16 protein-coding genes and 1 pseudogene are annotated in these 22,287 nt (G+C 71.1%); 8 read left to right on the top strand and 9 right to left on the bottom strand.

Annotation, left to right across the window (positions count from 1 at the left end; genetic code table 11):
• Nucleotides 1–595: 595 nt before the first annotated feature.
• Nucleotides 596–1,645 (bottom strand): annotated as a pseudogene (locus ACLU3S_RS24895) (radical SAM protein); the annotation flags it as partial.
• A 45-nt stretch (nucleotides 1,646–1,690) separates the two neighbouring features.
• On the bottom strand, nucleotides 1,691–2,464 hold the full coding sequence (locus ACLU3S_RS24890) for a helix-turn-helix domain-containing protein (protein ID WP_413954172.1): 774 nt from the start codon (nucleotides 2,462–2,464) through the stop codon (nucleotides 1,691–1,693).
• A gap of 237 nt (nucleotides 2,465–2,701) precedes the next feature.
• Here ACLU3S_RS24890 and ACLU3S_RS24885 point away from each other — a divergent pair, with 237 nt between their 5' ends.
• Nucleotides 2,702–3,367 (top strand): DUF4097 family beta strand repeat-containing protein, encoded by a 666-nt coding sequence (locus tag ACLU3S_RS24885; protein WP_413954171.1) that lies wholly within the window; start codon nucleotides 2,702–2,704, stop codon nucleotides 3,365–3,367.
• Between the two features lie 52 nt (nucleotides 3,368–3,419).
• Nucleotides 3,420–4,235, top strand: coding sequence for an alpha/beta fold hydrolase (locus tag ACLU3S_RS24880; RefSeq protein ID WP_413954170.1), 816 nt, complete (start codon nucleotides 3,420–3,422; stop codon nucleotides 4,233–4,235).
• Nucleotides 4,236–4,274: 39 nt separating this feature from the next.
• On the opposite strand, the gene ACLU3S_RS24875 is transcribed toward ACLU3S_RS24880, so the two are convergent.
• Both ACLU3S_RS24875 and ACLU3S_RS24870 read right to left on the bottom strand, forming a co-directional pair.
• Nucleotides 4,275–6,245 (bottom strand): potassium transporter Kup, encoded by a 1,971-nt coding sequence (locus tag ACLU3S_RS24875; RefSeq protein WP_413954169.1) that lies wholly within the window; start codon nucleotides 6,243–6,245, stop codon nucleotides 4,275–4,277.
• 216 nt (nucleotides 6,246–6,461) lie between these two features.
• Entirely contained in the window at nucleotides 6,462–10,574 is a 4,113-nt protein-coding gene (locus tag ACLU3S_RS24870; RefSeq protein WP_413954168.1) for a beta-galactosidase, read from the bottom strand.
• Nucleotides 10,575–11,243: 669 nt separating this feature from the next.
• Between ACLU3S_RS24870 and ACLU3S_RS24865 the strand changes: the two genes are divergently transcribed.
• The 4 genes from ACLU3S_RS24865 (at nucleotide 11,244) to ACLU3S_RS24850 (ending at nucleotide 14,886) form a co-directional block, all read left to right on the top strand.
• A complete protein-coding gene (locus tag ACLU3S_RS24865; RefSeq protein WP_413954167.1) occupies nucleotides 11,244–12,371 on the top strand; it encodes an ABC transporter permease in 1,128 nt (375 codons plus the stop codon).
• Entirely contained in the window at nucleotides 12,368–13,084 is a 717-nt protein-coding gene (locus tag ACLU3S_RS24860; RefSeq protein WP_413954166.1) for an ABC transporter ATP-binding protein, read from the top strand. The genes ACLU3S_RS24865 and ACLU3S_RS24860 overlap by 4 nt, the downstream gene beginning before the upstream one ends.
• A 64-nt stretch (nucleotides 13,085–13,148) precedes the next feature.
• Nucleotides 13,149–13,760, top strand: a complete 612-nt coding sequence (locus ACLU3S_RS24855) for a TetR/AcrR family transcriptional regulator (RefSeq protein WP_413954165.1) — start codon at nucleotides 13,149–13,151, stop codon at nucleotides 13,758–13,760.
• Nucleotides 13,761–13,986: 226 nt separating this feature from the next.
• Nucleotides 13,987–14,886, top strand: a complete 900-nt coding sequence (locus ACLU3S_RS24850) for an SDR family NAD(P)-dependent oxidoreductase (protein ID WP_413954164.1) — start codon at nucleotides 13,987–13,989, stop codon at nucleotides 14,884–14,886.
• Between the two features lie 108 nt (nucleotides 14,887–14,994).
• On the opposite strand, the gene ACLU3S_RS24845 is transcribed toward ACLU3S_RS24850, so the two are convergent.
• From ACLU3S_RS24845 to ACLU3S_RS24835, 3 genes are all read right to left on the bottom strand, one after another.
• The gene (locus ACLU3S_RS24845) at nucleotides 14,995–15,825 is read right to left on the bottom strand and encodes an aldo/keto reductase (protein WP_413954163.1); all 831 of its coding nucleotides are present in this window, start codon (nucleotides 15,823–15,825) and stop codon (nucleotides 14,995–14,997) included.
• Nucleotides 15,826–15,919: 94 nt separating this feature from the next.
• Nucleotides 15,920–16,225 carry a hypothetical protein gene (locus ACLU3S_RS24840; RefSeq protein ID WP_413954162.1) on the bottom strand — a complete coding sequence of 102 codons (306 nt, stop codon included), beginning with the start codon at nucleotides 16,223–16,225 and terminating at the stop codon, nucleotides 15,920–15,922.
• Between the two features lie 16 nt (nucleotides 16,226–16,241).
• Nucleotides 16,242–17,951 (bottom strand): sodium:solute symporter family protein, encoded by a 1,710-nt coding sequence (locus tag ACLU3S_RS24835; protein WP_413954161.1) that lies wholly within the window; start codon nucleotides 17,949–17,951, stop codon nucleotides 16,242–16,244.
• Nucleotides 17,952–18,268: 317 nt separating this feature from the next.
• Here ACLU3S_RS24835 and ACLU3S_RS24830 point away from each other — a divergent pair, with 317 nt between their 5' ends.
• A complete protein-coding gene (locus ACLU3S_RS24830; protein ID WP_413954160.1) occupies nucleotides 18,269–19,471 on the top strand; it encodes an ROK family transcriptional regulator in 1,203 nt (400 codons plus the stop codon).
• 98 nt (nucleotides 19,472–19,569) lie between these two features.
• Nucleotides 19,570–20,865 (top strand): DUF1479 domain-containing protein, encoded by a 1,296-nt coding sequence (locus tag ACLU3S_RS24825; RefSeq protein ID WP_413954159.1) that lies wholly within the window; start codon nucleotides 19,570–19,572, stop codon nucleotides 20,863–20,865.
• Nucleotides 20,866–20,996: 131 nt separating this feature from the next.
• Here the strand turns inward: ACLU3S_RS24825 and ACLU3S_RS24820 are convergent, their stop codons facing one another.
• Nucleotides 20,997–21,962, bottom strand: a complete 966-nt coding sequence (locus ACLU3S_RS24820) for a pirin family protein (protein WP_413954158.1) — start codon at nucleotides 21,960–21,962, stop codon at nucleotides 20,997–20,999.
• Between the two features lie 110 nt (nucleotides 21,963–22,072).
• Nucleotides 22,073–22,287, bottom strand: a 215-nt coding sequence (locus tag ACLU3S_RS24815; RefSeq protein ID WP_413954157.1) for a hypothetical protein, incomplete at its 5' end; no start/stop codon positions are given.

The raw sequence follows: 22,287 nt of genomic DNA, 5'->3' as shown, positions 1-22,287 counted from the left end.
GTGCGCGGGCAGCGGCGCAGCACTGCGTCCGGGGCCGCGGTCAGGGCGGCTCCCCGGGCGATACGGGCGACGGTCATGACGGCCATGGCGGACCTCCTTATTCCGGGCTGCCCGAGGGGGGAAGCGGGCGGACCGGCCGGTTCGCCCGGAACGGTCGAGTTCCCCGGCGACCCGCCGTGCACCACCTCGGACGTCACGGTGTCCACCTGGCGGCTCCGCTCTGTCCCGGATCAGGGGTCGCGATCGTGACAGACCGGACCGGTGATGCCAAGGGCGACCGGCGGTGCCGCGGCGCAGTCCCCGGGCCGTCATGCCGGCCCGCTCGGGGCGCCGGCGGAGGTGGCCGGCAGGGGTCCGGTCGCCATGGCGGCCTCCACGGGGTGGGGAGGTTCCGGGTATCCGCACGTCGCACCCGTCAACCGAAGAAGGGCCGCCGCGCGTCGTTCCGCGCCGGTCTCACCGCACGGGAACGCCCGCTGACGCCGGTCGTCCCGAAGGTTCCCGGCCGGATTCCGGTGCCTCACTCGCCCGTGGGCTGGGGGAGGCCACCGCCGGCGCGCGGGTAAGCGGCTCGGTGACCGCGTCGGCCGGCGGCTCAGCGCTCGTCGTCGGTGTGTGCCGCAGTGCCGGGGGAGGAGTCCGAGCGAGCCGTCGGCCTGGAGTGGACGTAGAGGCGGCGCCGGTCGCCGACGTCCAGCCGGCGCGGGAGCGGGAGTTCGTAGCGCACGGGGCGGCGGTGGTCGGCCAGCTGCCGGTTCGGGTTGTAGACCCGGTTGAACTTCCACAGCATCCGCGCGAAGTTCGTCTGCCCGTGCAGGAGGTTGCGCCCGAGGACCTGCGCGGCGCCCAGGGCGGTGCGCCAGCCCAGGTGCTTGCGGTTGATCACGGCCTGGGTGCGGACCAGTTCCCGGTAGAACTCGTCCAGGGGCAGCGTGGTCGGCACGACGGCGTGCTGGATGTCGAACAGACGGTAGTCCCGCGTGGTCAGCCGGCGCGACTCGGTGTGCCAGATCTCGGTTCCCGGATACGGGGTCATCACCGTCAGGTGCACGATCTCCGGCACGGAGAGCGCGAACTCGCGCACCACGCGGAAGCGTTCGGCGTCCCAGGCGGGGTCGACGATCAGGTTGATGGCAACGTCGATTCCCAGCTTGCGGGCCGTCTCCAGGGCACGGAAGTTCTCGTCGGGGCTGACCCGCTTGCGGAACAGGTCCAGCCCCTCGGCGTCGATCGCCTCCATGCCGAGGAACATGTACTGCAGGCCCAGGCGGGTCCAGCGTGCGAAGACGTCGGTGTTGCGCAGCAGGACGTCGCTGCGGGTCTCGAGGTAGTACCGCTTGCGGACCCGGCGGCGCTCCACGGCGGCGGCGATGGCGTCCCCGTGCTCCGGACGGATGAAGGCGACGTCGTCGACGATGAAGACGTTCGGTTCCCTGATGCTCGCCAGCTCCTCGGCGGCGGCCTCGGGGGACGCCTTGCGGTAGCTGCGGCCGTAGAAGGTCCAGGCGGAGCAGAAGGAGCAGTCCCAGGGGCAGCCGCGGGTGAACTCGATGGAGGCGCACGGGTCGAGCTCACCGATGAAGTAGCGGTTGCGGTGGCTGAGCAGGTCGCGCGCCGGCGGGGGACCGTCGATCGAGTGCAGCGGGTCCCCCGGGGGACGCCCGGTGTTCGGGCGTCCGCGCCCCGGACGTCAGGGTCGGGGCGGCTGTCCACCGTGGTCCGGACCCGGCTCCGCGGCGCCTGCCGAGGCCGCCTCGGCCTTGGTGTACAGGATCTCGCGGGCCTGCTCCGCGGCACGGGTGATGCTCTCGGAGACGAAGTCGAGGAAGCGGGCGACGTTCTCGAGGCGGGTGGCGGCCGGTGTGCCCGGGCCGAGGACACCGACGCCCTGCCGCGCGGCCTCCACGATCCGGGCGTTGTCCCGGGCGCTGCGGATCATCGACTGGTACCAGAGGTCGTCGTCGACGATGTAGCGCTCGCGCCGGCGTTCGTCGCGTTCCCGGCGGACGAGGTCCAGGCTCTCGAGGAAAGTGATCGCCTTCGAGACGGACGCCGGGCTCACCTGGAGGCGCTGGACGAGCTCGGACGCGGTGAGGCTGCCCTCGTCGGTCGTGTACAGGCCGGCCAGCACGCGGGCCGTCATCTTGGGCAGGCCCGACTGCATGAGAACGGTGGTGAGCGTCTCCTCGTACTCGCGCACGGCCTCCGCATCGCGGCCATGGGGCTGGTGGACCGGCTGCGGCCCCCGGGAGGAGGCGGGCCGGCGCCGGTGGGTGCGCTGCTGGGTGGCGCGGTGGGCCAGGTCGGCGCGGTAGGCGGTGGGGCCGCCGTTGCGCATCACCTCGCGCGTGATCGTCGAGGTCGGACGGTCGAGGCGCCGGGCGATCTCGGCGTAGGGGAGGCTGTCGGCCAGCCCCTGCGCGATCTGCCGGCGTTCCTGCTGGGTGAGCCTGCCTCCCGGCATCGTGGTCTCCTTGACGATCCTTCGGGGTGGTCCGCGGTTGCTCACCATAGCGTTCACTTCTGGGTCATTGCAATGACTGGCATCTCCACTGTTGCATTGTTTCCAGGGTCGTTGCAACGATTACATCGCTTTGAGCTGCCAGATTTAATCTTCTATGCAATGAGGACGTTGTCAGCATGTGGAAAGCAACGTAGCGTTTCCGGTATCAGAAACCATGTGTGAGCGCAGGAGACCACGATGCAGACGTTCGACACCGCCGCCCCGATCTCCGCCGTCCTGGCCGTCCCCGCCGGACGCATCCGGTTCATCGCCGCCGACCGCGCCGGCACCACCGTCGAGATCCTGCCCGCCGACCCGGGCAAGAGCCGTGACGTCCAGGCCGCGGAGCAGGCCACCGTCGCGTACGCCCACGGCGTGCTGCGCATCCACGCCGCCGAGCCCAAGAAGCAGCTCCTGGGGCCGTCCGGCTCCGTGGAGGTCACCGTCCAGCTGCCCGTCGGCTCCCGCGTCGAGGCCACGTCCGCCGCCTGCGAGCTGCGCGGCGTCGGCCGCCTCGGCGACGTCGACGTCGACGGCGCGTACCGCCGGATCAAGATCGACGAGGCCGCGAGCGTCCGCCTCACCGCGGTCGACGGCGACGTGGAGATCGGCCGGCTGGGCGGCCCCGCCCGGATCAGCACCGCACGCGGCGACATCCGGATCACCGAGGCCGTGCGCGGCACGGTCGAACTGCGCACCCGGTCCGGCGACATCACGGTCGGCGCCGCCGCCGGCGTCTCGGCCTCCCTGGACGCCGGAACCGGCCACGGCCGCGTCAGCAACGCCCTCAAGAACGACGGCACCACCGCACTCGACATCCGCGCCACCACCTCCCAGGGCGACATCACCGCCCGCAGCCTCTGAAGCGCAGGGCCCAGGGGCGTCGTAGGAACTCTCACGCGAGCAGGGGAAACACATGACGAAGAGCAGCACGTCCTCGGCCGGTTCGACGTGGACCGGCATGGTGCCCGTCGACGACACGGCCCTCGCCGTCACCGACACGGGCGGTCCCGGCATCCCCGTGGTCTACCTCAACGGCCAGTTCGCCACTCAGGGGTACTGGCGGCGAATCATCGCCGAGCTGGGCCCGACGTGGCGGCACATCACCTACGACGAGCGGGCCCGCGGCAGGTCGAAGCGCTCGGCGGACTACTCCTTCGCGGCGGCCGTGCGGGACGTCGATGCCGTGCTCGCGGCCAGGGGAGTGGACCGGGCCCTGGTGGTGGGCTGGTCCTACGGGGCGGTCGTCGGGGCGCACTGGGCCGCCCGGTGTCCGGAGCGCGCCCTGGGCGCGGTCCTGGTCGACGGCGCATACCCGTACGACTGGCTCGACGAGGCCATGGAGCAGCGGATCCGCACGCTCTTCCGGCGGCTGCGCTGGGTCATGCCGCTGCTGCGCCCGACGGGCCTGGCGCCGCGGATGACCGCCGAACAGCAGGCGAACAGCAACATCGAGCTCGGCCGGCTCTCCCGCGAGCGGGAACTGGGCCCCGTGCTGGCGGGCCTCACCGTCCCGACGCGGTACGTGGTCGCCTCCGGGACGTCCTTCGGAAGCCGCGGCGACGAGCAGGAGCGGATCCGCGCCGGCCTGGACAAGGTGACCGCGGGCCACGCGCACCTGAGGGTGAGCGCGAAGGTCGCGAGCAATCACGGTGCGATCCTGCGCAAGGACTTCCGCGCCGTCGCCGAGGCGGTGCGCGAGGTCGCCGCCCTGGGCCGCGAGGCGCGCTGAAGACGCCACGCGCACGCCGGGCAACGGCCCGGCGTGCGCCTACACCTCGATGTACGAGCCCATGATGACCGTGCGATCGCGGGGGAGGCCGAAGTACTCGGCGGCGTCGGCCGTGATGTAGGAGGTGGCGATGAACAGCCGCTTGCGCCACGGCGCCATCGTCGGTGCCGTGCCCCGCCGAAGGTCGATCTTCGACAGGAAATACGACGCCTGGTCCAGCCGCAGGGGGCCCTCGGCCCGGTCCGGGCCGAGCAGCGCCAGCGTGCCGGGCACGTCCGGCGTCTCCATGTAGCCGAACCGGGCGGTCACATGGATGATCCCGTCGTCGCTGTAGCCGAGGTCGTCGACGTCGACCCGCTCGTCGGCCGGGACGCGGGGCACGGGTTCGGTCTCGAGGGAGAGGATCACGACCTGGTCGTGCCGCACGTGGTTGTGCTCGACGTTCGCCCGCATGGCCAACGGGGCGGTCTGCTTGCCCCGGTTGAGGAACACCGCCGTGCCGGGGATCCGGACCGTCGACACCCTCCCCGAGCGGAGGCCGTCGACGAACTCGGGCAGCGGGCCCTCCAGCCGGGCGCGCTGGGCGGTGACGAGTTCGCGGCCCTTCTGCCAGGTCGTCATCACGGTGAACGTGGCGACGCCGATCAGCAGCGGCAGCCACGCGCCGTGGACCAGTTTGGTGAGGTTGGCCGCCACGAACAGCAGGTCCACGAAGAGCAGCACGGTCGCGCCGGCGGCGATCAGCCACCGGGGCGTGCCCCACTTCGCGCGGGCGACGTAGAAGAAGAGCAGGGTGGTGATGGTGATGGTGCCGGTGACCGCCATGCCGAACGCGAAGGCGAGGGCCGTGGAGCTGCGGAAGGCGAAGACCAGGGTGAGGACCGAGACCATCAGCAGCCAGTTGATCCACGGCACGTAGATCTGACCGATCGTGGACTCGGAGGTGTGCGCGATCCGCAGCCGCGGCAGGTAGCCGAGCTGGGCGGCCTGCGAGGTGACCGAGTAGGCGCCGGTGATCACGGCCTGGGAGGCGATCACCGTGGCCGCGGTGGCCAGCACGACCATCGGCAGGCGTCCCCAGTCGGGCGCGAGCAGGAAGAACGGGCTGCGGATGGTGTGCGGATCGCCGAGGATCAGCGCGCCCTGCCCGAAGTAGCTCAGGATGCACGCGGGAAAGACACAGAACAGCCAGCCCCGGGTGATCGCCCGGCGGCCGAAGTGCCCCATGTCGGCGTAGAGCGCCTCGGCGCCCGTGACCGAGAGCACGACCGCGGCGAGGGCGAAGAACGCGATGCCGATGTGGCCGACCAGGAAGCCCAGGGCGTAGGTGGGCGACAGCGCCCGGAGGATGGCGGGGTGATCGGCAATGCCGGCGACACCGCAGGCGCCGATGGCCGCGAACCAGGCGATCATGACCGGTCCGAACACCCGGCCCACGGCCGCCGTCCCGCGGCGCTGCACCAGGAACAGCAGCACGATGATCACCGCGGTGATCGGCACGACGGCGCTGTGCAGCGACGGCTGGACGACCTTCAGCCCTTCCACCGCGGACAGGACCGAGATGGCCGGGGTGATCATGCTGTCGCCGAAGAACAGGGAGGCGCCGAAGATGCCCAGCGCGGCCAGCACGGAAGCCGCCCGCCGGCTCCGCTGCGAGTTCCACCGCCGCACCAGGGTGATCAGCGCCATGATGCCGCCCTCGCCGTCGTTGTCGGCGCGCATGGCCAGCAGCACATAGGTCACCAGGACGATGACCACCACCGACCAGAACACCAGTGACACCACCCCGTACACGTTCTGCGTGGTGACGGGGACGGGGTGCGGGTCGTCCGGGTCGAACAGCGTCTGGAGGGTGTAGATCGGGCTGGTCCCGATGTCACCGAAGACCACGCCGAGAGCACCGATCACCAACGCGAGGCGCACCGCGTCATGGGCCTGCGACCGGTGCGGCTCCGGCACATGTGCCGCGGATCCGTCGCCGGGCGCGTTTCCCCGCGCGCGATCGGCCATGGTGATCCTCCTCCTCGGGGCCCGTCGCGGTGCGGGCCCGGTGGGGCGGACGATACCGATCAAAGCCCGCATACAGGGGCAATGAAGGCGGTGTTCCATGAGCCCGCGCCGCCCGGTGCACCGCGACCGCTCGTCGGCGACATGGGCACGGGGACCGGCAGGGCCGGCCGAGCCGTCACGCCTGTGGCGCCACGCCGGCCGGGCCCCGTCGCGCCCCTAGCCGCACGTCAGCGTCGGCATGGCCCAGTCGCCGTGGTCGTTGCCGTTGCCGTCGCCGGCGTCACCGACCTTGAGGTCGACCACCTGGGCGCCGCCGAGGTCGACGTCGATCGGCACCGCGGCCTGTCCGCCCCGCAGCGTCGGCGTGGACACCAGGGGCCTGCCGTCGGCGACCACGGAGAACGTCACGGTTCCCGCACCACGCGTCTCGTCGTCGACACCGACGTCCGCCGTCAGTCGCGAGCACTGTCCTCCCAGGTAGAGCTGGACGTCGCTGACCGAGTTGGTGCCCAGGCCCTTGGCGTGGCGGACCCCGGCGACACTGATCGGACGGCCGTCCCCGGCCGCCTGCTCGCCGACGCTGCTGTCGCGCTCCACCGGACCCCACCCGTTGGTGGACGACAGGAACGGCAGGTCGCTGACCGCGCTCTGCCCGGCCGGCGGAGCCGGCGGAATCCCGCGGACGATGCGCTCGTCACCGCCGGCGGCCCGGCGGCCGTTCTGCCGGAAGCGCACCGCGGCGGTGAGTGCCGACGCGGACGGCAGTTCCCCGGCCGGCGGCCTGACCTGCCAGCGGAAGCCGGCCGATCCGCCGGGCCGCAGGTGCTCGACCGAAACGGAGCTCATGGCGCGCACGCTCCAGCCGTCGGGCGCGGAGAGCGAGGCCGTCAGCCGCGAGACGGACGGTCCGTCCTTCGGCACCCGCACCGTCGCCTCGGCCGTGAAGGCCTGACCCGACTGGGCGGTGTCCGGCACGTCCAGGGTGACATCTGCTCCCGGACGCTTCGGCATCGCGTACTTCCGGTGGTCGTAGCGGGGGCTGTCGTTCTGCGCGATCCGCAGGGACGAGGTGTAACTGCCGTAGTCGGTGAGCGACACCCTGCCGAGCCCGCCGGTGCTGCCGTCCAGGTTCCACACGGCGATGGCGATGCTGTTGCGCCCGTGGGGATCGAGGATTCCGTCGGGCACCGGGAACGTGCGCTGCGGCCCGAGGTAGTTGACGTAGGTGCCGACCTGCCAGCCGTTCACGAAGACCGTGGCGCGGTACGTGCGCGACGGGTCGTCGGTGAACGTCAGCCCCAGCGAGGTGTCCTGGCCGTGCGGCAGGTCCAGGGTGACGTCGGTGCGGTACCACGAGACCCCGGGACGGGTGTCGGTCGTCGGCAGCGACACCTGCTTCCAGCCGGCGTCCGGGTAGCCCGGCAGGGACCAGCCGGCCCGCTCGCCGTAGAGGCCGCCCGTGGAGAGGGGGCCGCGCACCGGGTCCTGGAGGTCCTCGCCGCCCCGTACGCCCTGCAGCCGCCAGGTGACGGAGGTCAGCGGGGCCCCGACGAGAGAGGCGCTGGTCAGACCGCGCGCGGTCTTGTTCCCGTTGGTCGAGTTGTAGTCCTCCTCGTGTCCCATGTTCACCGTGAGCACGGAGACGACGTTGTCGCCCTCGGCCCTCACCGAGCCGGCCGGGAAGGCGAAGTCGGCGCTGCCCGTGGTGGAGCTGCCCAGGAAGGTGCCGTTGAGCCAGGCGGAGAACGCCTGCGCCTTGCCGCCGGAGTCCGAGACCAGGTGGATGCCGCTCTCCTTGCCGGAGGCGTGGAAGCGGCCGCGGTACCAGGTGTTGCCGGTGTGGAACCCGTAGTCGTCCGCGTAGAGCACGGGCAGCGAGTTCACGCCGGAGACGCTGCTGGTCGTCGTACTGTCGGCCACCTGCCACCTGGAGTCGTCGAAGCCGGGGGCGGCTTCGGGGGACTCCTCGGCGTGCTTCCAGTGCGTGAGGGCCGGCAGGTGCACCGGAGCGGCCACCGGGATCCGTCCGGTACGGCTGCCCGTGTCGGTGGCGCGGGTGGCCACCTTCCGCCCGTTCCAGGTGACCTGGTCGGCAGCGGCGAACACCTCGATGTTCTCGTCACCGGCGTTGTCGCCGGTGAGCGCGACGGTGTGGCCGCCGTCCCGGCTCGTCGCCGTCCGCAGCAGGTGGGTGCCGCGCACGAGCACGGGGCCGGTCGCCGTGTCCTGACGCCAGAATGTCTTCGCCGTGGCCTTGTCGCCGATGAGCAGCAGCACGGGTTGCCTGCCGGCGCTGCTGACGGCAATGCGGATCAGGCCCTTGTGCGTGTAGTTCAGCCGCAGGTCACCGGTGGCCGCGTCCCACGTGGTCGTGACCGTGCCGCCGCTGCTGGTCACGGTGGGCCTGGAAGAGTAGCGCAGCACGGTCTCGCCGTCGCTGCCCGGGTCGCCGTAGAGCACCGCGACGTCGCGGCTGCCGATGGCCGCGTGGGTCATGATCTCCGACGTCGAGTACTGCAACTGCGCGTCCCCGAGCCGGTAGTTGGCCACGATCACATGTGAGTCGCGCCCGTCGAGGGTGATCGCGGTGCCCGGCTGCTGCGGCACGACCGGGTACGTCGGCGTCGCCGTGCCGGCCTTCGGCACATCGATGGCGTCGACGGACACGTAGTCGTCCGTGGACCCCGAGCCGTGGCTGCCGTCGACGACGATCTTCAGCGTGTGCGCTCCTGGCGTCAGGCCGGTCTTCTGGAAGATCACGGCTTGGTCCTCGCTGCCGGAGTCGTCGACCGTCGCCACCTTGGTGCCGTCGAGGTAGACGTCGGCGTAGCCGTGGTTGCCGGTCCTCGAGCCGATCCAGCGGATCGCGGTGCCGTCGAAGGGGACGGTCACCGCGTCACCGGCCTTGGCGGAGAACGACTCGGTGTGCTTGTAGTCGCCGCCGGTGTAGCTGGTGTCGGCCACGTGCGACCACGAACCGGCGTACTGCAGCGCGGAGTCGGGGTCGTCCCAGGTGTAGGTCGTGTCCGCGGCCGGCTTGGCGTCGAAGTCCAGTGAGATGTGGGTTTTGTCGACCGAGGTGGACGTGGAGTCGGCGTGCCGCAGGACGTGGAACTGCGTCCTGGTGTCGGGGTTCATCCGGGCGGTGTCGACGATCGCCGAGTCGTCCGGCGGCGTGGCCCTGATCGCCTCGGTTTTGGTCAGCGGGGCGACCGACTGCGTGAAGTATCCGATCAGCTTGTCCTCGTCGTACTTCGGATCGAGTTGGCGGTTCTCGCGGATCGCGGCCCCGTAGTCGTAGGACGTGTAGTTCTCCGGCATGCCCAGCCAGCCCCAGTTGGTGCCGCCGTAGGTCATGTAGAAGCTCTGCGCGGTGGCGCCGACGGCGATGTTCTGCTTGTAGAACACGTCGGCGAACCGGTCGTTGATCAGCTGGGCGCACTTGTCGTAGCCGGGGCCGCCCCAGGGGTCGAAGGCGCCGCCCTGGAACTCCGGCGAGTACAGCGGCTTTCCGTCCGGGTGGTCGTAGCCGATGTCGGGTACGCCGTTCCACTTCGAGGGGTTCGAGCAGTTGAAGCCCTGCGGGTAGGAGTCCGGTCCGTCGACGTCCAGGGCGCCGGTACCGGAGTTGAAGGTGCCGTTGTTGTTGCCGGTCAGCGGCACGGTGATGCCGTCGGTGCGGGCCTTGTCCTCCAGGTGTTTCATGTAGGAGCGGCCGGCGTCCGAGCCGTTGTAGTACTCGTTCTCGACCTGGTAGGCGATGACCGACCCGGTGCCGTTGGTCAGTTGGTGGCGGGCGATGATCCGGTCGATCCGGGTCAGCCACTCGTCCGCGTACTTCAGGAACCGCGGGTCGTCACTGCGGTTGCGCCCGGCCCTGGTGGTCATCCAGCCGGGCAGGCCGCCGCTGTCGACCTCCGCGTTGATGTACGGCGCCGGGCGTGCGATCACATAGAGCCCGGCCTCCTGTGCCATGTCGAGCAACTTGTCGACGTCACGCACCCCGCTGAAGTCGTACACGCCGGGTTTCGGCGAGTGGTACCCCCAGTCGAAGTACAACGAGGTGGAGTTGAACCCGGCGGCCTTCATCTTCTGGAAGATGTCGCGCCACAGGTCCGGACTCGGGAGCCGGAAGTAGTGGAACTCACCCGACCACAGATAGGTGCGCCTGCCGTCGACGAGGAACGAGTACCCGTCGAGGCTCACCGTGTGCGCCCGCGGAGCGGCGGCGGGCGCGTCGGCGGGCGCCTGCCCGCCGGCGCCCCGTGCCGCCGCGGGTACGGTCATGCCCGTGGCCAGGGCGATGCTTGCGGCCGTCGCGAGGAGCATCCTCCAGTACCGACGGCGAACGGGTCTCGGAGCTTCAGAACCGATCCGATCACTCCGCACTGCGGCCTCCATACCGCCTGAGCAATCAACAACCAACAGGCTCAGGCAAACTCGAACAGTAAAGGTGAGCAGAGCACAACACAATGGGGCGGGAGAGCGCCGTCGGGACGGGGGATGATCAGCACGGCTTCGGGGTCTGAGGAACATCGGTGCACATCGTGCGCCAAGCCTTCGTCGGCCCTGGTGGGAGGCCGACGGGTCATCGACGGCGTGGCCGGACAGGCGCCGACTGCACGAGGCGTCGGTGCTGTTCTCTTGACGCCGCGGTCCAGCGAGAAGGAACTCTCCGCGACGGCGGTCCGTCGGTTCCTGGGCCGTGACGGCGGATTCCTCAGCCCGCTCCGACGTCGTGATCAACAACTCGGCGACCGGGCCTTGTGAGCGATCCGGCCGGTCGGCGGATCCGGTACAAACCCCAGGCGAAGCCTGGCCACACCCGCACAGGGGCGGTCTGGCGGGGAGGCTCGGTCGACGTACGCGACACAACATGCCGACGGGTGCGTCGGCAACATCCGATAAGATGCCGACAGTCACGTCGTCAAGTTCAGGCAAAGAGGCGGCGTGGCCAGCTCGTCGTGTCCTCATTTCCTTCCTCGCTCGGAGAGCTCCGTGTTCCTTGCCCTACGCGATCTGCGCTTCGCCCGCGGTCGCTTCGCCCTGATGGGCGCGGTGGTCGCGCTCATCGCCGTACTCGGGGTCCTCCTGTCCGGGCTTGCCTCCGGTCTGGCGGACGCCGGCATATCCGGGCTGCGCGCGCTGCCCGTGACCCACATGGCCTTCGACGAGAAGGCGACCAGTGAGCAGTTCTCCCGCTCGACCGTGGAGCAGGAGGCCTGGCAGACATGGTCCAGGGCCCCAGGCGTGGAGCGCGCGGAGCCGTTCGGGAACACCCTGGCCAATGCCCAGGTGACCCAGGGCGCCAAGAAGGGCGAGCAGGTCGACCTCGCCGTCTTCGGTATGACGCCGGACTCCTCCCTGGCGCCCCGCCCCAGCAAGGGTGAGGGCCTGAAGAAGGGCAGTGCGGGCATCGTGATCACCCGGGAGATCGCCGACCTGGGCGTGGAGATCGGCGATGTGCTGACCGCGGACAAGAGCGAGGTGCGGCTGAAGGTCGTAGGACTGGTCGACGAGAGCGTCTCCTACGGCCACATCGGCGTCGTCTACGCAGACCTCGGCACGTGGCGGCATCTGCACTACGGCCTGCCCGGCGACCTGCCCGAGGCCGCGAGCCGGCAGGCCACCGCCGTCGCCCTGACCCTGAAGCCGGGCGCCGACGTCGCCGCCGTGGAAAAGGCGACCGGGACCCACGCCGAGACCAAGGAGGCCACGTTCGACGCGTCCCCCGGCTACGAGGCCGAGTCGAGCACCATGGCCCTGATCAAGGGATTCCTGTACGTCATCTCCGCCCTGGTCGTCGGCGCGTTCTTCACCGTCTGGACCGTCCAGCGCAAGCCCGAGATCGCCCTGATGAAGGCACTGGGCGCCCCCACCGGGTACATCCTGCGCGACGCGCTCGCCCAGGTCGTCGTCGTGCTCGTCGGGGCCACGGCCCTCGGCACCGCCGTCGGCCTGGCCCTGGGCAGCGCGATGATCGGCAAGGCCCCCTTCTCCCTCTCCGCCCCGGCCATCGCCACCTCCTCCGGCCTCCTCATCGTCCTCGGGACCGTGGGCGCCGTCGTCGCCGTCCGCCGCATCACCGCCGTCGACCCCCTGACCGCTCTGGGAGCCACCCGATGACCACACCTGACACCGACCCCCAGGCCGTCGCGGACACCGCGGGCTCCGGTGGGCTGCGCCTGGACGGCGTCACCCTCATCCTGGGCGACGGTGACGCCGCCGTCACCGCCCTTGACCACGTCGGCCTGAGGGTCGCCCCCGGCGAGTTCGTCGCCGTCGTCGGCCCCTCCGGGTCCGGGAAGTCCAGCCTCCTCGCCGTCGCCGGCGGCCTCCAGCGGCCCACCTCGGGCACCGTGCACATCGCCGGCACCGATCTGACCGCCCTGCCGGACAAGGAACGCACCGCCGCCCGCCGCCGCCACATCGGCTTCGTCTTCCAGCAGTCGAACCTGCTGGCCTCCCTCACCGTCAGGGAACAGCTCCTGCTGCCCCTGCACATCGACGGTCGCCTCGACGCCGCGGCCCGCAGCCGGGCCGAGGAACTCATCGAGGCAGTCGGGCTCAGCCACCGGGCAGGATCCCGCCCGCACCAGCTCTCCGGAGGCGAACGCCAGCGCGCGGGCCTGGCCCGAGCTCTGATGACCTCTCCCGCCGTCCTGCTGGTGGACGAACCCACCTCGGCGCTGGACCGGGTGCGTTCGGCCGAGGCGGTGCGGCTGATCGCCGAGCAGACCCATGAGCGCGGCACGGCCACGGTCATGGTCACCCACGACACGGCGATAATGGACGCAGCCGACCGGGTCCACGAGATGGTCGACGGCCGCCTGTCCTGACCGGTGGCCGCGGGCCGGAACCACATTCCCGGCCCTGTCCGCCCCTTCCAGGAGCCCGCCCCGCATGCCGAAGATCAACGCCTCCACCGTCGCCGAGCACCGCGCCCAGCAACGCGAGGCGTTGATCGGGGCGGCGATCGACATCCTGGTCAACGAGGGCGCCACCGCCGTCACACCGGCGGCGGTCGGCGCCCGCGCCGGCCTGGCCCGCTCCAGCGTCTACCAGTACTTCGACTCCTCGGCAGCCCTCCTGGCCACCATCACGGAGGAAGCCTTCCGGCGCTCCAACGAGGCACTCACCCGCGCCATGGCCGCCGCGAACGGCCCGCTGGAACGCGTCGAGGCGTTCTTCGGGGAAAGCCTCCGCCTGGGCGCCGAGGGCGCCCACCGGCCCGCCGTCGCCCTCATGAACGCCGGCCTTCCTCCGGCCTGCCAACAGCGGCTGATGGAACTCCATCTGGAGCAGGTCGAACCGTTCCGCGCCGCCGTCCGGGAGCTCGGCGTTCCCGAGCCCGCGCTCACGGCCGACCTGATCGCCGGAATGCTGCACACCGCCCTGGCCGCCGTCGAGAACGGCACCCCCCTCGATACGGTCACCCAGCGCACCCTCGCGCTCGTGCGCCGCTGCCTCACCCCGGTCGGCAGCACCGCCCGCACACCGGAGCAGGGGGCCTGAAGCCTCCGTACCGCCGAAGCACCTCGGGCGACCGCGGCCCGGCACGCCTTTGCCGGTGCCCACTCGCCGTCGGCCGCGTTCTTGTCGCGCAGGGGGCGCAGGCCGCCGGGGAGGCCGGGTCCGCTGCTGCGTGGGCGCCCCCAGGAGGGCGCGATCCACAGCCTGACCGCATCGGGTTTCGCCCTCCGAGGCGCTCGATGAGCGGCCTGGGCGGTCGAACAGTAGCGTGGAAGGGGAGGAGCAGCCGGGGCAAGGACAGGACGACACTGCGTCGGGCGAGGAATCCCAGGTGAATGCGTCGCGACTTGATCTCCATGCGCGCCGAGGGCTGGTCACCGGAGCGGGCAGCGGCATCGGACGAGCCATCACCCTCGAACTGGCCGACCGCACGTGCTCCTTGGTTCTGGTCGGCCGGCGGGCCGGGCCGTTGGAAGAGGTGGCGGACCTGGTCCGGGAGCAGGGTGGCCGAGCATGGGTCGTCACGGCCGACCTCACGTCGGAGGGCGAGCCGGAACGCGCCGTCGCGGAGAGCGTGCAGGCACTGGCAGGGCTCGACCTACTGGTCAACAACGCGGGGAACGTGCGTGCGGGTGCGCTCGACGAGGACATCGACGTCCCGGACATCTACGCGATGGTGCGGCTGAACCTGCTTGCACCCATCCTCGCCACGCGTGCCGCGCTGCCGCATCTGCGTGAAGCCGGCACCGCGCACGGCCAGGCCGCGGTCCTGGGCATCGCGTCCGGCGCGGCTCTGGTCGGTGTGCCGTACTACAGCGTGTACGCGGCGACCAAGGCGGGTCTGGCCCGGTTCGACGAGGCCTTGCGCCGGGAGCTGACCGGTACCGGCATCCACGTGGCCACGTCGTATCCGGGGGCGACGGAGACGCACATGATGGTGTCGTCGCAGGCAGGCGCCGATCTCGGTTTCGAGCGGCGACCGGTGGACGAGGTGGCGTCCGAGATCGTCGCGGCGCTCGAGGCCCGTGAGGCGGACATCAACACGCAGCGACCCGAACGCCGGGAACTGCAGGAGCTGAACATCACCGATCCGCCGGCCGTGGACGCGCGGCTCGCGCCGACGCTCGGCGCGCTCCGCGAGGCCGTGCGGAACCACCGCAGCATCTGACGTCCGGACGTCCCGTCGGACGCGTCGAGCCGCCTCGGTACGACTCGTGGCGTGCGGTGATTCCGTTCCCGGCCCCTGCCCGCACGCGCTCGGCTCCCGGCTCGCCGCTCAGAACTCCTCGTAGGTGTCCGGATCGCCGCCGGTCCGGCCGCGGGCCAGGGCCGAGAGGGCCGCGACCTCGGTCTCGGTCAGGGTGAAGTGGAAGAGGGCGAGATTGGCGCGCTGGCGGGCCGGTGAGGCGGACTTCGGTATCGGCAGGGCGTCCAGCTGGAGGTGCCAGCGCAGGACCACCTGCGCCGGGGTCACGCCGTGGCGGTGGGCGGCCTCCAGGACGACGGGCTCGGTGAGGAGTTCGCTGCCCCGGCCGAGGGGGCTCCAGCTCTGGGTGGCGACACCGCGGGCGGCGTGGGCCGCGCGCGGCTCGGGCTGGGGGAAGTAGGGGTGCATCTCGATCTGGTTGACCGAGGGCAGGACGCCGGTCTCCTCGTACAGCCGGTCGATCTGTGACGGGGTGAAGTTGCTGACCCCGAGGGAACGGATCAGCCCTTCCTCGCGCAGGTCGATCATGGCCCGCCAGGAGTCGGTGTACTTGTCCAGGCGGGGCAGCGGCCAGTGGATGAGGTAGAGGTCGACGTAGTCCACGCCGAGCCGTGAGGCGGACTCGGCGAACGCCCGGCGGGTCTCGTCGTAGCCGTGTGCGCTCCCGCGCAGCTTGGTGGTGACGAACACCTCCGCGCGCGGCAGGCCGCAGGCCGCGAGCGCGCGGCCCACGGCGACCTCGTTGCCGTAGCTGGCGGCGGTGTCGAGCAGGCGGTAACCGGCATCGAGTGCGCCGCGTACCGCGGCCTCCGCGTCGGTCTCCTGCAGTGGATAGGTGCCGAAGCCGACGGCGGGCATGGCCACGCCGTCGGAGAGGGTGCGAGTGGGGGCCGTGGTCATGGGAATCCTCGGACTCGAATACGGGGGTGCGTCGGTACGCCGACGTGTCCGCTCGGCACCGGAGTACGGCTCGCCGGGCGGACACGTCGGAGGTTCAGCCGGTCTGGGCCAGAGCGGCGTCGCGGGCCGCGGGGTCGGGCTCGGCCGGCGTCACGGACACCGGCCGGAGCAGCGCCCACGCGCCGAAGGCGGCCGCGAAGGCGAGCATCCCGAGCCCGCACCAGAGGTTGACGTTCCAGCCTCCGGCCTTGCGGAGCTCCGCCGGCGTCTCTCCGGACGCACCCATCACGGTGAGCACAGTTCCGTAGATCCCGAACAGAGCGGCGATGATGGTGCGCAGGTCGAACAGGGTCTGCCACTTCTGCGGCGACACGGTCCGCCGTGGCTGGTTCTCGGACATGGAAGGTCTCCGCTTCTCACCAGAAGGCGATGTTCAGGGCGGTGGCGAGGGCCAGGACGCCGGCGGCGAGCACCGCAGGCCTGCGGTACCAGCCGGCGTCTTCCCCTGTCGCCTCGTGCACACGGTGGCTGCGCGGGGTCGACGACCAGACCAGACCCGTCAGTTCGGCGTCGGCCTTGGGACGGGTGACCAGGGAGACGGCGACGCTCACCAGGACGTCCACCACGAAGGCGGCGATCGCGCCGAGGAAGCTGGCGCCCTGCCCGGAGACGTGCAGGACCCCGGTCCGGTTGAGCATGTCGATGGTGATCGCGGACGCGGTGCCGGCGATGAGGCCGACGCCACCGGCCACCGGGGTCATCCGCTTCCAGAACATGCCCAGGATGAAGGTGGCGAACAGCGGCGCGTTGAAGAAGCCGAAGAGCGTCTGCAGGTAGTCCATGATGTTGCCGAAGTTCCCGGCGATGAACGCCGTGCCGATCGCCACCAGGCAGCCGACCACGGTGAGCACGCGGCCCGTGCGCAGGTAGTACTCGTCCGGCCTGTCCTTCTTCACATACGTCTGCCAGATGTCGTAGGTGACGACCGTGTTGAAGGAGCTGACGTTGGCCGCCATACCGGCCATGAAGGCGGCGAGCAGGCCGGCGATGGCGATGCCGAGCATCCCGTTGGGCAGGAGGTCGCGCATCAGCAGCTCGATGGAGTTGTTGAAGGACACCCCGCCCAGGCTCTGCACCGAGGGGTCCGCGGCGTTGGCGGCCTTGAGGGCGGCCAGCTGCGGGGAGAGCACGGCGGCGACCATGCCCGGGATCATGATCAGCAGGATGAGCAGCGTCTTCGGGTAGGCGCCGATCAGCGGGGTGCGGCGGGCCGCGGACATGCTCTTCGCCGACAGTGCGCGCTGCACCTCGGTGAAGTTGGTCGTCCAGTAGCCGAAGGAGAGCACGAAGCCGAGGCCGAAGACGATGCCGAGCACGGAGAGCGTGGAGTCGCCGATGCCCGTAAGGTTGGTGCCGGGCCAGGAGTGCACCTGCAGCGCGGCGTCGCCGCCGGTTCCGTCGATCTTGTGGACCAGTCCGCTCCAGCCGCCGACCCGGTGCAGCCCGACGAGGGTGAGGGGCAGCAGCAGCGCCAGGATGACGAAGAACTGCATGACCTCGTTGTAGATCGCCGCCGACAGCCCGCCGAGCAGGGTGTAGACGAGGACGATCGCCCCCGCGGCGAGGATCGACAGCCAGGAGGGCCAGCCCAGCAGCAGGTTCACGACCGTGGACAGGGCGTAGAGGTTCACGCCGGCGATGAGCACCTGGGCGAGTGCGAAGCTGACGGAGTTGACCAGGTGGGCGAAGCTGCCGAAGCGGCGCAGCAGGAACTCGGGGACGCTGCGGACCTTGGAGCCGTAGTAGAACGGCATCATGACCAGGCCCAGGAAGACCATGGCCGGGATGGCGCCGATCCAGTAGTAGTGCACCGAGGGCAGGCCGTACTGCGCGCCGTCGGCCGTCATGCCGAGGATCTCGACGGCCGCCAGGTTGGCGGAGATGAAGGCCAGGCCGGTGACCCAGGCCGGCATGGAGCGGCCGGAGAGGAAGAAGTCCATGCTGGAGGCGACCTTGCGGCGGGCGAGGACGCCGATCCCCAGGACGAAGGCGAAGTAGACCGCGACCAGCACGTAGTCGATCGGCTGGGCGTTCAGGCGCAGATTCGCGTCAGCGATGGTGAGCACCGCTCGCACCTCCCGGCCGTGCGGTGGGGAGCGGGTGCGTGGTGCCCGTCGATCGTCTCGGCGGTGGTCCGACGGGGCCCGGCGGCGCTGCCGGGGCCGGTACGGCTTCGATCATGTTGGCGTCCCTGTTCTCCGGGTGCGTTCTCCGGGTGCGTTCTCCGGGTGCGTTCTCCAGGTGCGTGGGGCCGCTCGCCCGGAAGAAGAATGCTGGTGGTCGGACAGGTGCCCACTGTGATCACTCACTAGTTAGGAAGGGGCCCTGACCAAAGAATTTCGCGTTAACGTAACAGCGGCTACCGACGGCCGCAAGGGGTGAGATGGAAATCCGCAAGGGGCTCGGTCTGCAGGCTTTGCCGAGCATGACGCTGCTGCGCGAGCTGACCGACCAGATCGTGCTGGACACCGTGTTCGAACAGGCGCCCATCACCCGGGCGGAGATCGCGCAGCACACCGGTATCTCCAAGACCACGGTCTCCGAGGCGGTGCGCCGACTGGAGGCGGCCGGCCTGCTGCTGCCCGCGGGGGAGCAGCGCGGCCGGCAGGGCAGGGTGGGGACGTACTACAAGGTGGCGCCGAGTGCCGGCTTCGTGGTGGCGGTCGACCTCAACCCCACCCTGATCCGGGTCTGCGCGGCCGACCTGTTCGGGCGGCCCTTCCTGGAGACCGCGCACGCGCCGGTGCAGCCGCGCGAACCGGTCCGGGTCGCGGACCAGTTGCGCGAGCTGGTGGCCGATGCGATCACCGTGGGCGTCCCCGGCCACGGCAAGCCGCTCGCGGTCGCGGTCTCGGTGGCGAACCCGGTCGACCCCGCGACCTCGCGCGTCGTCGTGCTGGACGACACCCCGTACCCGGAGGGTCTGTTCCAGCCGCAGGAGGCGCTGGACGGCCTGGCCGACGTGCCGGTCCTCGTGGAGAACGACGTCAACCTCGCCGCGGTCGCCGAGCGCTGGCACGGCGCCGCACGCACGGCGGCCAGCTTCGCCTACGTCTACGTCGGTACGGGCATGGGCATGGGGCTGGTGATCGGCGACCAGCTGATCCGCGGGGCCCGGGGGGTCGCCGGGGAGATCGGCTACCTCAGCGTCAGCGCACAGCCGCCCGGACCCCGGCACGGCCGCCACGGCCTGGCCAGGGCCGTCGCCGCCGGGTTCCCGCCGCACCGCGAGCGGAGCGGCGACCAGGTCGGGGTCGAGGCCGCCCGCCAGGTCTTCGACCGCGCGGCCGCGGGCGACGCCGAGGCGGAGCGCATCGTGGAGCGGGAGGGCCGCATCATCGGCGAGGCGATCGCCGCCGTCTGCGCGGTGGTGGACCCCGAACTGGTGCTGCTGGGCGGGCCCATCGGGCTGCATCCAGCCCTGCTGGAGCCGGTGCGCGCCACGGTCCACGACCTCGCGCCGCTGACCCCGCCGATCGAGGTGGGCACGCTGGGGGACGCCGCGGTGGTGCGCGGCGCGCTCGCCCTGGCGTTGCGGCGGGCGCGCACCGACCTGTGGGCGGGGGCCGGTCGTCCGTCCGCCTGACCGGCCCGCCAGGTTTTAGTCAGGAGCCTTGCCTAAACAGGGGGCCCTGGTTACGGTGGCGCCATAAGTTAGGACTCCTGACCAAAGGCGGATGCGCCATGTCCACCATCAACGATCAACGTCACGCCCTGCCCGCCCTGCCGAACTGGCAGAGCACCCCCGAAGACCTTCCGAAGGCCATCCGCGAGATCAAGGCGGCGCTGCGCGCCCGGATCGCGGCCTCGGGACGCACCGTCGAGGAGGTCTTCGCGGTCGTGGAACGGCGGGTCGCCGCCCGGATCGCCGAGATCGAAGCGGACCGGGAGCGCGGCGAGGAGGTGTGGCCGGTCATCGACTACGCCGACATCGCCGCGGGCGCCGTTTCCCCCGAGCAGCTGGACAAGCTGAAGCGGCGCGGCTGCCTCGTCGTGCGCGGCCACTTCCCGCGCGAACAGGCCCGCGCCTGGGACGCCGGCATCGTCGACTACGTCGAGCGGAACGGCTTCTTCGAGAACTACACCGGCCCCGGCGACGACTTCTTCGGCAGCGTCGGCTCCAAGCCGGAGATCTACCCCATCTACTGGTCCCAGGCCCAGATGGAGGCGCGCCAGAGCGAGCGGATGGCCGACGTCCAGCGGTTCCTCAACGGGCTGTGGCGACACGAGTCCGACGGCGCACGGTGGTTCGACCCCGAACGCGACGCCCTGTATCCGGACCGCATCCGCCGCCGTCCGCCGGGCACGGACTCCGGCGGCCTCGGCACCCACTGCGACCCCGGCACCCTCGACCTGTGGATGACCCGGGAGAACCAGCGGGCCTTCCGTCACCTCTTCGACGGCACCCCCGAGCAGTACGACCCCTGGGACGCCGCCTTCCGCACCACGGGCCCCCAGTACCCCGGCACCACCATGTGCTCCGCCTTCCGCACCTTCCAGGGCTGGACCGCGCTGTCCGACATGGACCACGACCAGGGCGTCCTGCACACCGTGCCCGTCCCCGAGGCCATGGCCTACCTGATGCTCCGCCCGCTGCTGCCGGACGTCCCGGAGGACGACATGTGCGGCGTCACCACCAACCAGGTCTTCCCCGCCAGTGAGAAGTGGCACCCGCTGCTCCTCAAGGCCCTCAGCGGCATCCCGGACGTCAAGGCCGGCGACTCGGTCTGGTGGCACTGCGACATGATCCACAGCGTCGCACCGGTCACCGACCAGAAGGGCTGGGGCAACGTCATGTACATCCCCGCCGCGCCCTGGTGCCCGCGCAACGAGCAGTACGCGAAGAGCGTCCGGGACGCCTTCCTCACCGGCTCCAGCCCCAGCGACTTCCCCGAGGAGCACTACGAACGCTCCTGGAGCGGCCGCTTCGACCCGGCCGACCTCAACGAGACGGGTCGCCGGGGACTCGGCCTGGACTGAACCGGCCGCACCCTGATGGTGAAGGGGGCCCGCGATGGTGAAGGGGGCCTGCTCACGCGTTCCGGGCGAACCGATCGAGGGGTGCGCCTCACCCCGCCCGGCCAGGAGGGTGCTGGGCTGGAAACCCCGGTTCAGCGCACTCGACCCCGTGCCTTCAGCGGCACCGGCGGCAGCTCCGGGGCAGGCAGCGGATCGCCGTCGTACCCCTTCACCTCCCCGAATCCCGACCCGCTCGTCCACTCCTCCCGGGCCTGTTCGATCTCCCGCTGGGTGCGGGCGACGAAGTTCCACCACATGACCAGTTCCTCGGCGAACGGCTCGCCGCCCAGGAGCATGATCCCGGCGTCCGACTCGGCGCGCAGCGGTAGTTCGGAGCGGCCGCAGCCGAGGTAGAGCAGGGAGCCCGGCAGGACCGGCACGCCGTCGACGTGCACCTCGCCGGACATCGCGAGGACGCCGTACTCGAAGTCGGGCTCCAGGGGCAGGCGGACGTCGGCGCCCCGGGTGAGGGCGAGGTCGGCGCCGACGATCGGGGTGTACGCCGTACCGGGGGAGACCGAGCCGTCGAGGTCGCCGAGGATCACCGTGGCGGTCAGGCCGGGGGCGGTCACCGTGGGCAGCTCGGGGTGGAACTCGAACGTCGGGTCGGTGTGCCGGTGCTCGTCGGGCAGCGCCACCCACAGTTGGGCGCCGTGCAGGAAGCGGGCGTGCGGGCGGGGGCTCTCCTCGGAGTGGCTGATCGCGCGCCCGGAGGTCATCAGGCCGAGCTGCCGGGGCCGGATCGTCTGCAGGCTGCCCGTCGAGTCACGGTGCAGCACCTCGCCCTCGTGCAGCCAGCTGACCGTCTGCAGCCCGATGTGCGGGTGCGGCGGCACCTGCATGCCGGGCTCGTCGGCGATGTCGTCCGGACCGTAGTGGTCCACGAAGGCCCACGCGCCGATCATGCGGCGGCCGAGGTTGGGCAGCAGCCTGCGCACCTCGGTCGACTCGCCCAGCTTCACCTGACGGGGGCTCAGCAACTCGCGGACGGGCTCGGCGACGACGAATCCGCGGCCGCCGCAGACGCTGGGCACCGGGGCGCGGTCAAGGTTGCTCATGCCGCCCAACTTAGCGGGGCGGACTCCGCAACGGTGAGCGTGGAAACCGGCATTTTCGTTGGTCGGGTCAATCAGCCGACCTACATGTCGGGTTACCTACGGTCCGCTGCTCACCGGACCCAGCGGGCCGGCCGGCGTCGTGCGGGCGGCGACGGCGCGGACGACCATGACATCGAACCCGCCCAGCCAGGTGCGCCGTCCCCGCCGGTCACGGCTGCGGCCCGCTCGGGGACGGCTCGGCCGCGTGCGGAGCGGCAGGGCTCGGCACCGGTGACGGTGTGCCGACGGTCGGGTGGGGCGAGCGGGCCGTAGTGGTCCACGAAGG

The organism is Streptomyces sp. AF1A (genome assembly GCF_047340315.1).
GTDB lineage: Bacteria > Actinomycetota > Actinomycetes > Streptomycetales > Streptomycetaceae > Streptomyces.
Note: the sequence above shows the minus strand (reverse complement) of the source record. Positions and strands in the feature narration are given on the sequence as shown.

Excerpts from the sequence above, each read along its gene's own strand:
- ACLU3S_RS24890 (WP_413954172.1), bottom strand. The coding sequence starts at position 2,464 with ATGCCGGGAGGCAGGCTCACCCAGCAGGAACGCCGGCAGATCGCGCAG.
- ACLU3S_RS24885 (WP_413954171.1), top strand. The coding sequence starts at position 2,702 with ATGCAGACGTTCGACACCGCCGCCCCGATCTCCGCCGTCCTGGCCGTC.
- ACLU3S_RS24880 (WP_413954170.1), top strand. The coding sequence starts at position 3,420 with ATGACGAAGAGCAGCACGTCCTCGGCCGGTTCGACGTGGACCGGCATG.
- ACLU3S_RS24875 (WP_413954169.1), bottom strand. The coding sequence starts at position 6,245 with ATGGCCGATCGCGCGCGGGGAAACGCGCCCGGCGACGGATCCGCGGCA.
- ACLU3S_RS24870 (WP_413954168.1), bottom strand. The coding sequence starts at position 10,574 with ATGCTCCTCGCGACGGCCGCAAGCATCGCCCTGGCCACGGGCATGACC.
- ACLU3S_RS24860 (WP_413954166.1), top strand. The coding sequence starts at position 12,368 with ATGACCACACCTGACACCGACCCCCAGGCCGTCGCGGACACCGCGGGC.
- ACLU3S_RS24855 (WP_413954165.1), top strand. The coding sequence starts at position 13,149 with ATGCCGAAGATCAACGCCTCCACCGTCGCCGAGCACCGCGCCCAGCAA.
- ACLU3S_RS24845 (WP_413954163.1), bottom strand. The coding sequence starts at position 15,825 with ATGACCACGGCCCCCACTCGCACCCTCTCCGACGGCGTGGCCATGCCC.
- ACLU3S_RS24840 (WP_413954162.1), bottom strand. The coding sequence starts at position 16,225 with ATGTCCGAGAACCAGCCACGGCGGACCGTGTCGCCGCAGAAGTGGCAG.
- ACLU3S_RS24830 (WP_413954160.1), top strand. The coding sequence starts at position 18,269 with ATGGAAATCCGCAAGGGGCTCGGTCTGCAGGCTTTGCCGAGCATGACG.
- ACLU3S_RS24825 (WP_413954159.1), top strand. The coding sequence starts at position 19,570 with ATGTCCACCATCAACGATCAACGTCACGCCCTGCCCGCCCTGCCGAAC.
- ACLU3S_RS24820 (WP_413954158.1), bottom strand. The coding sequence starts at position 21,962 with ATGAGCAACCTTGACCGCGCCCCGGTGCCCAGCGTCTGCGGCGGCCGC.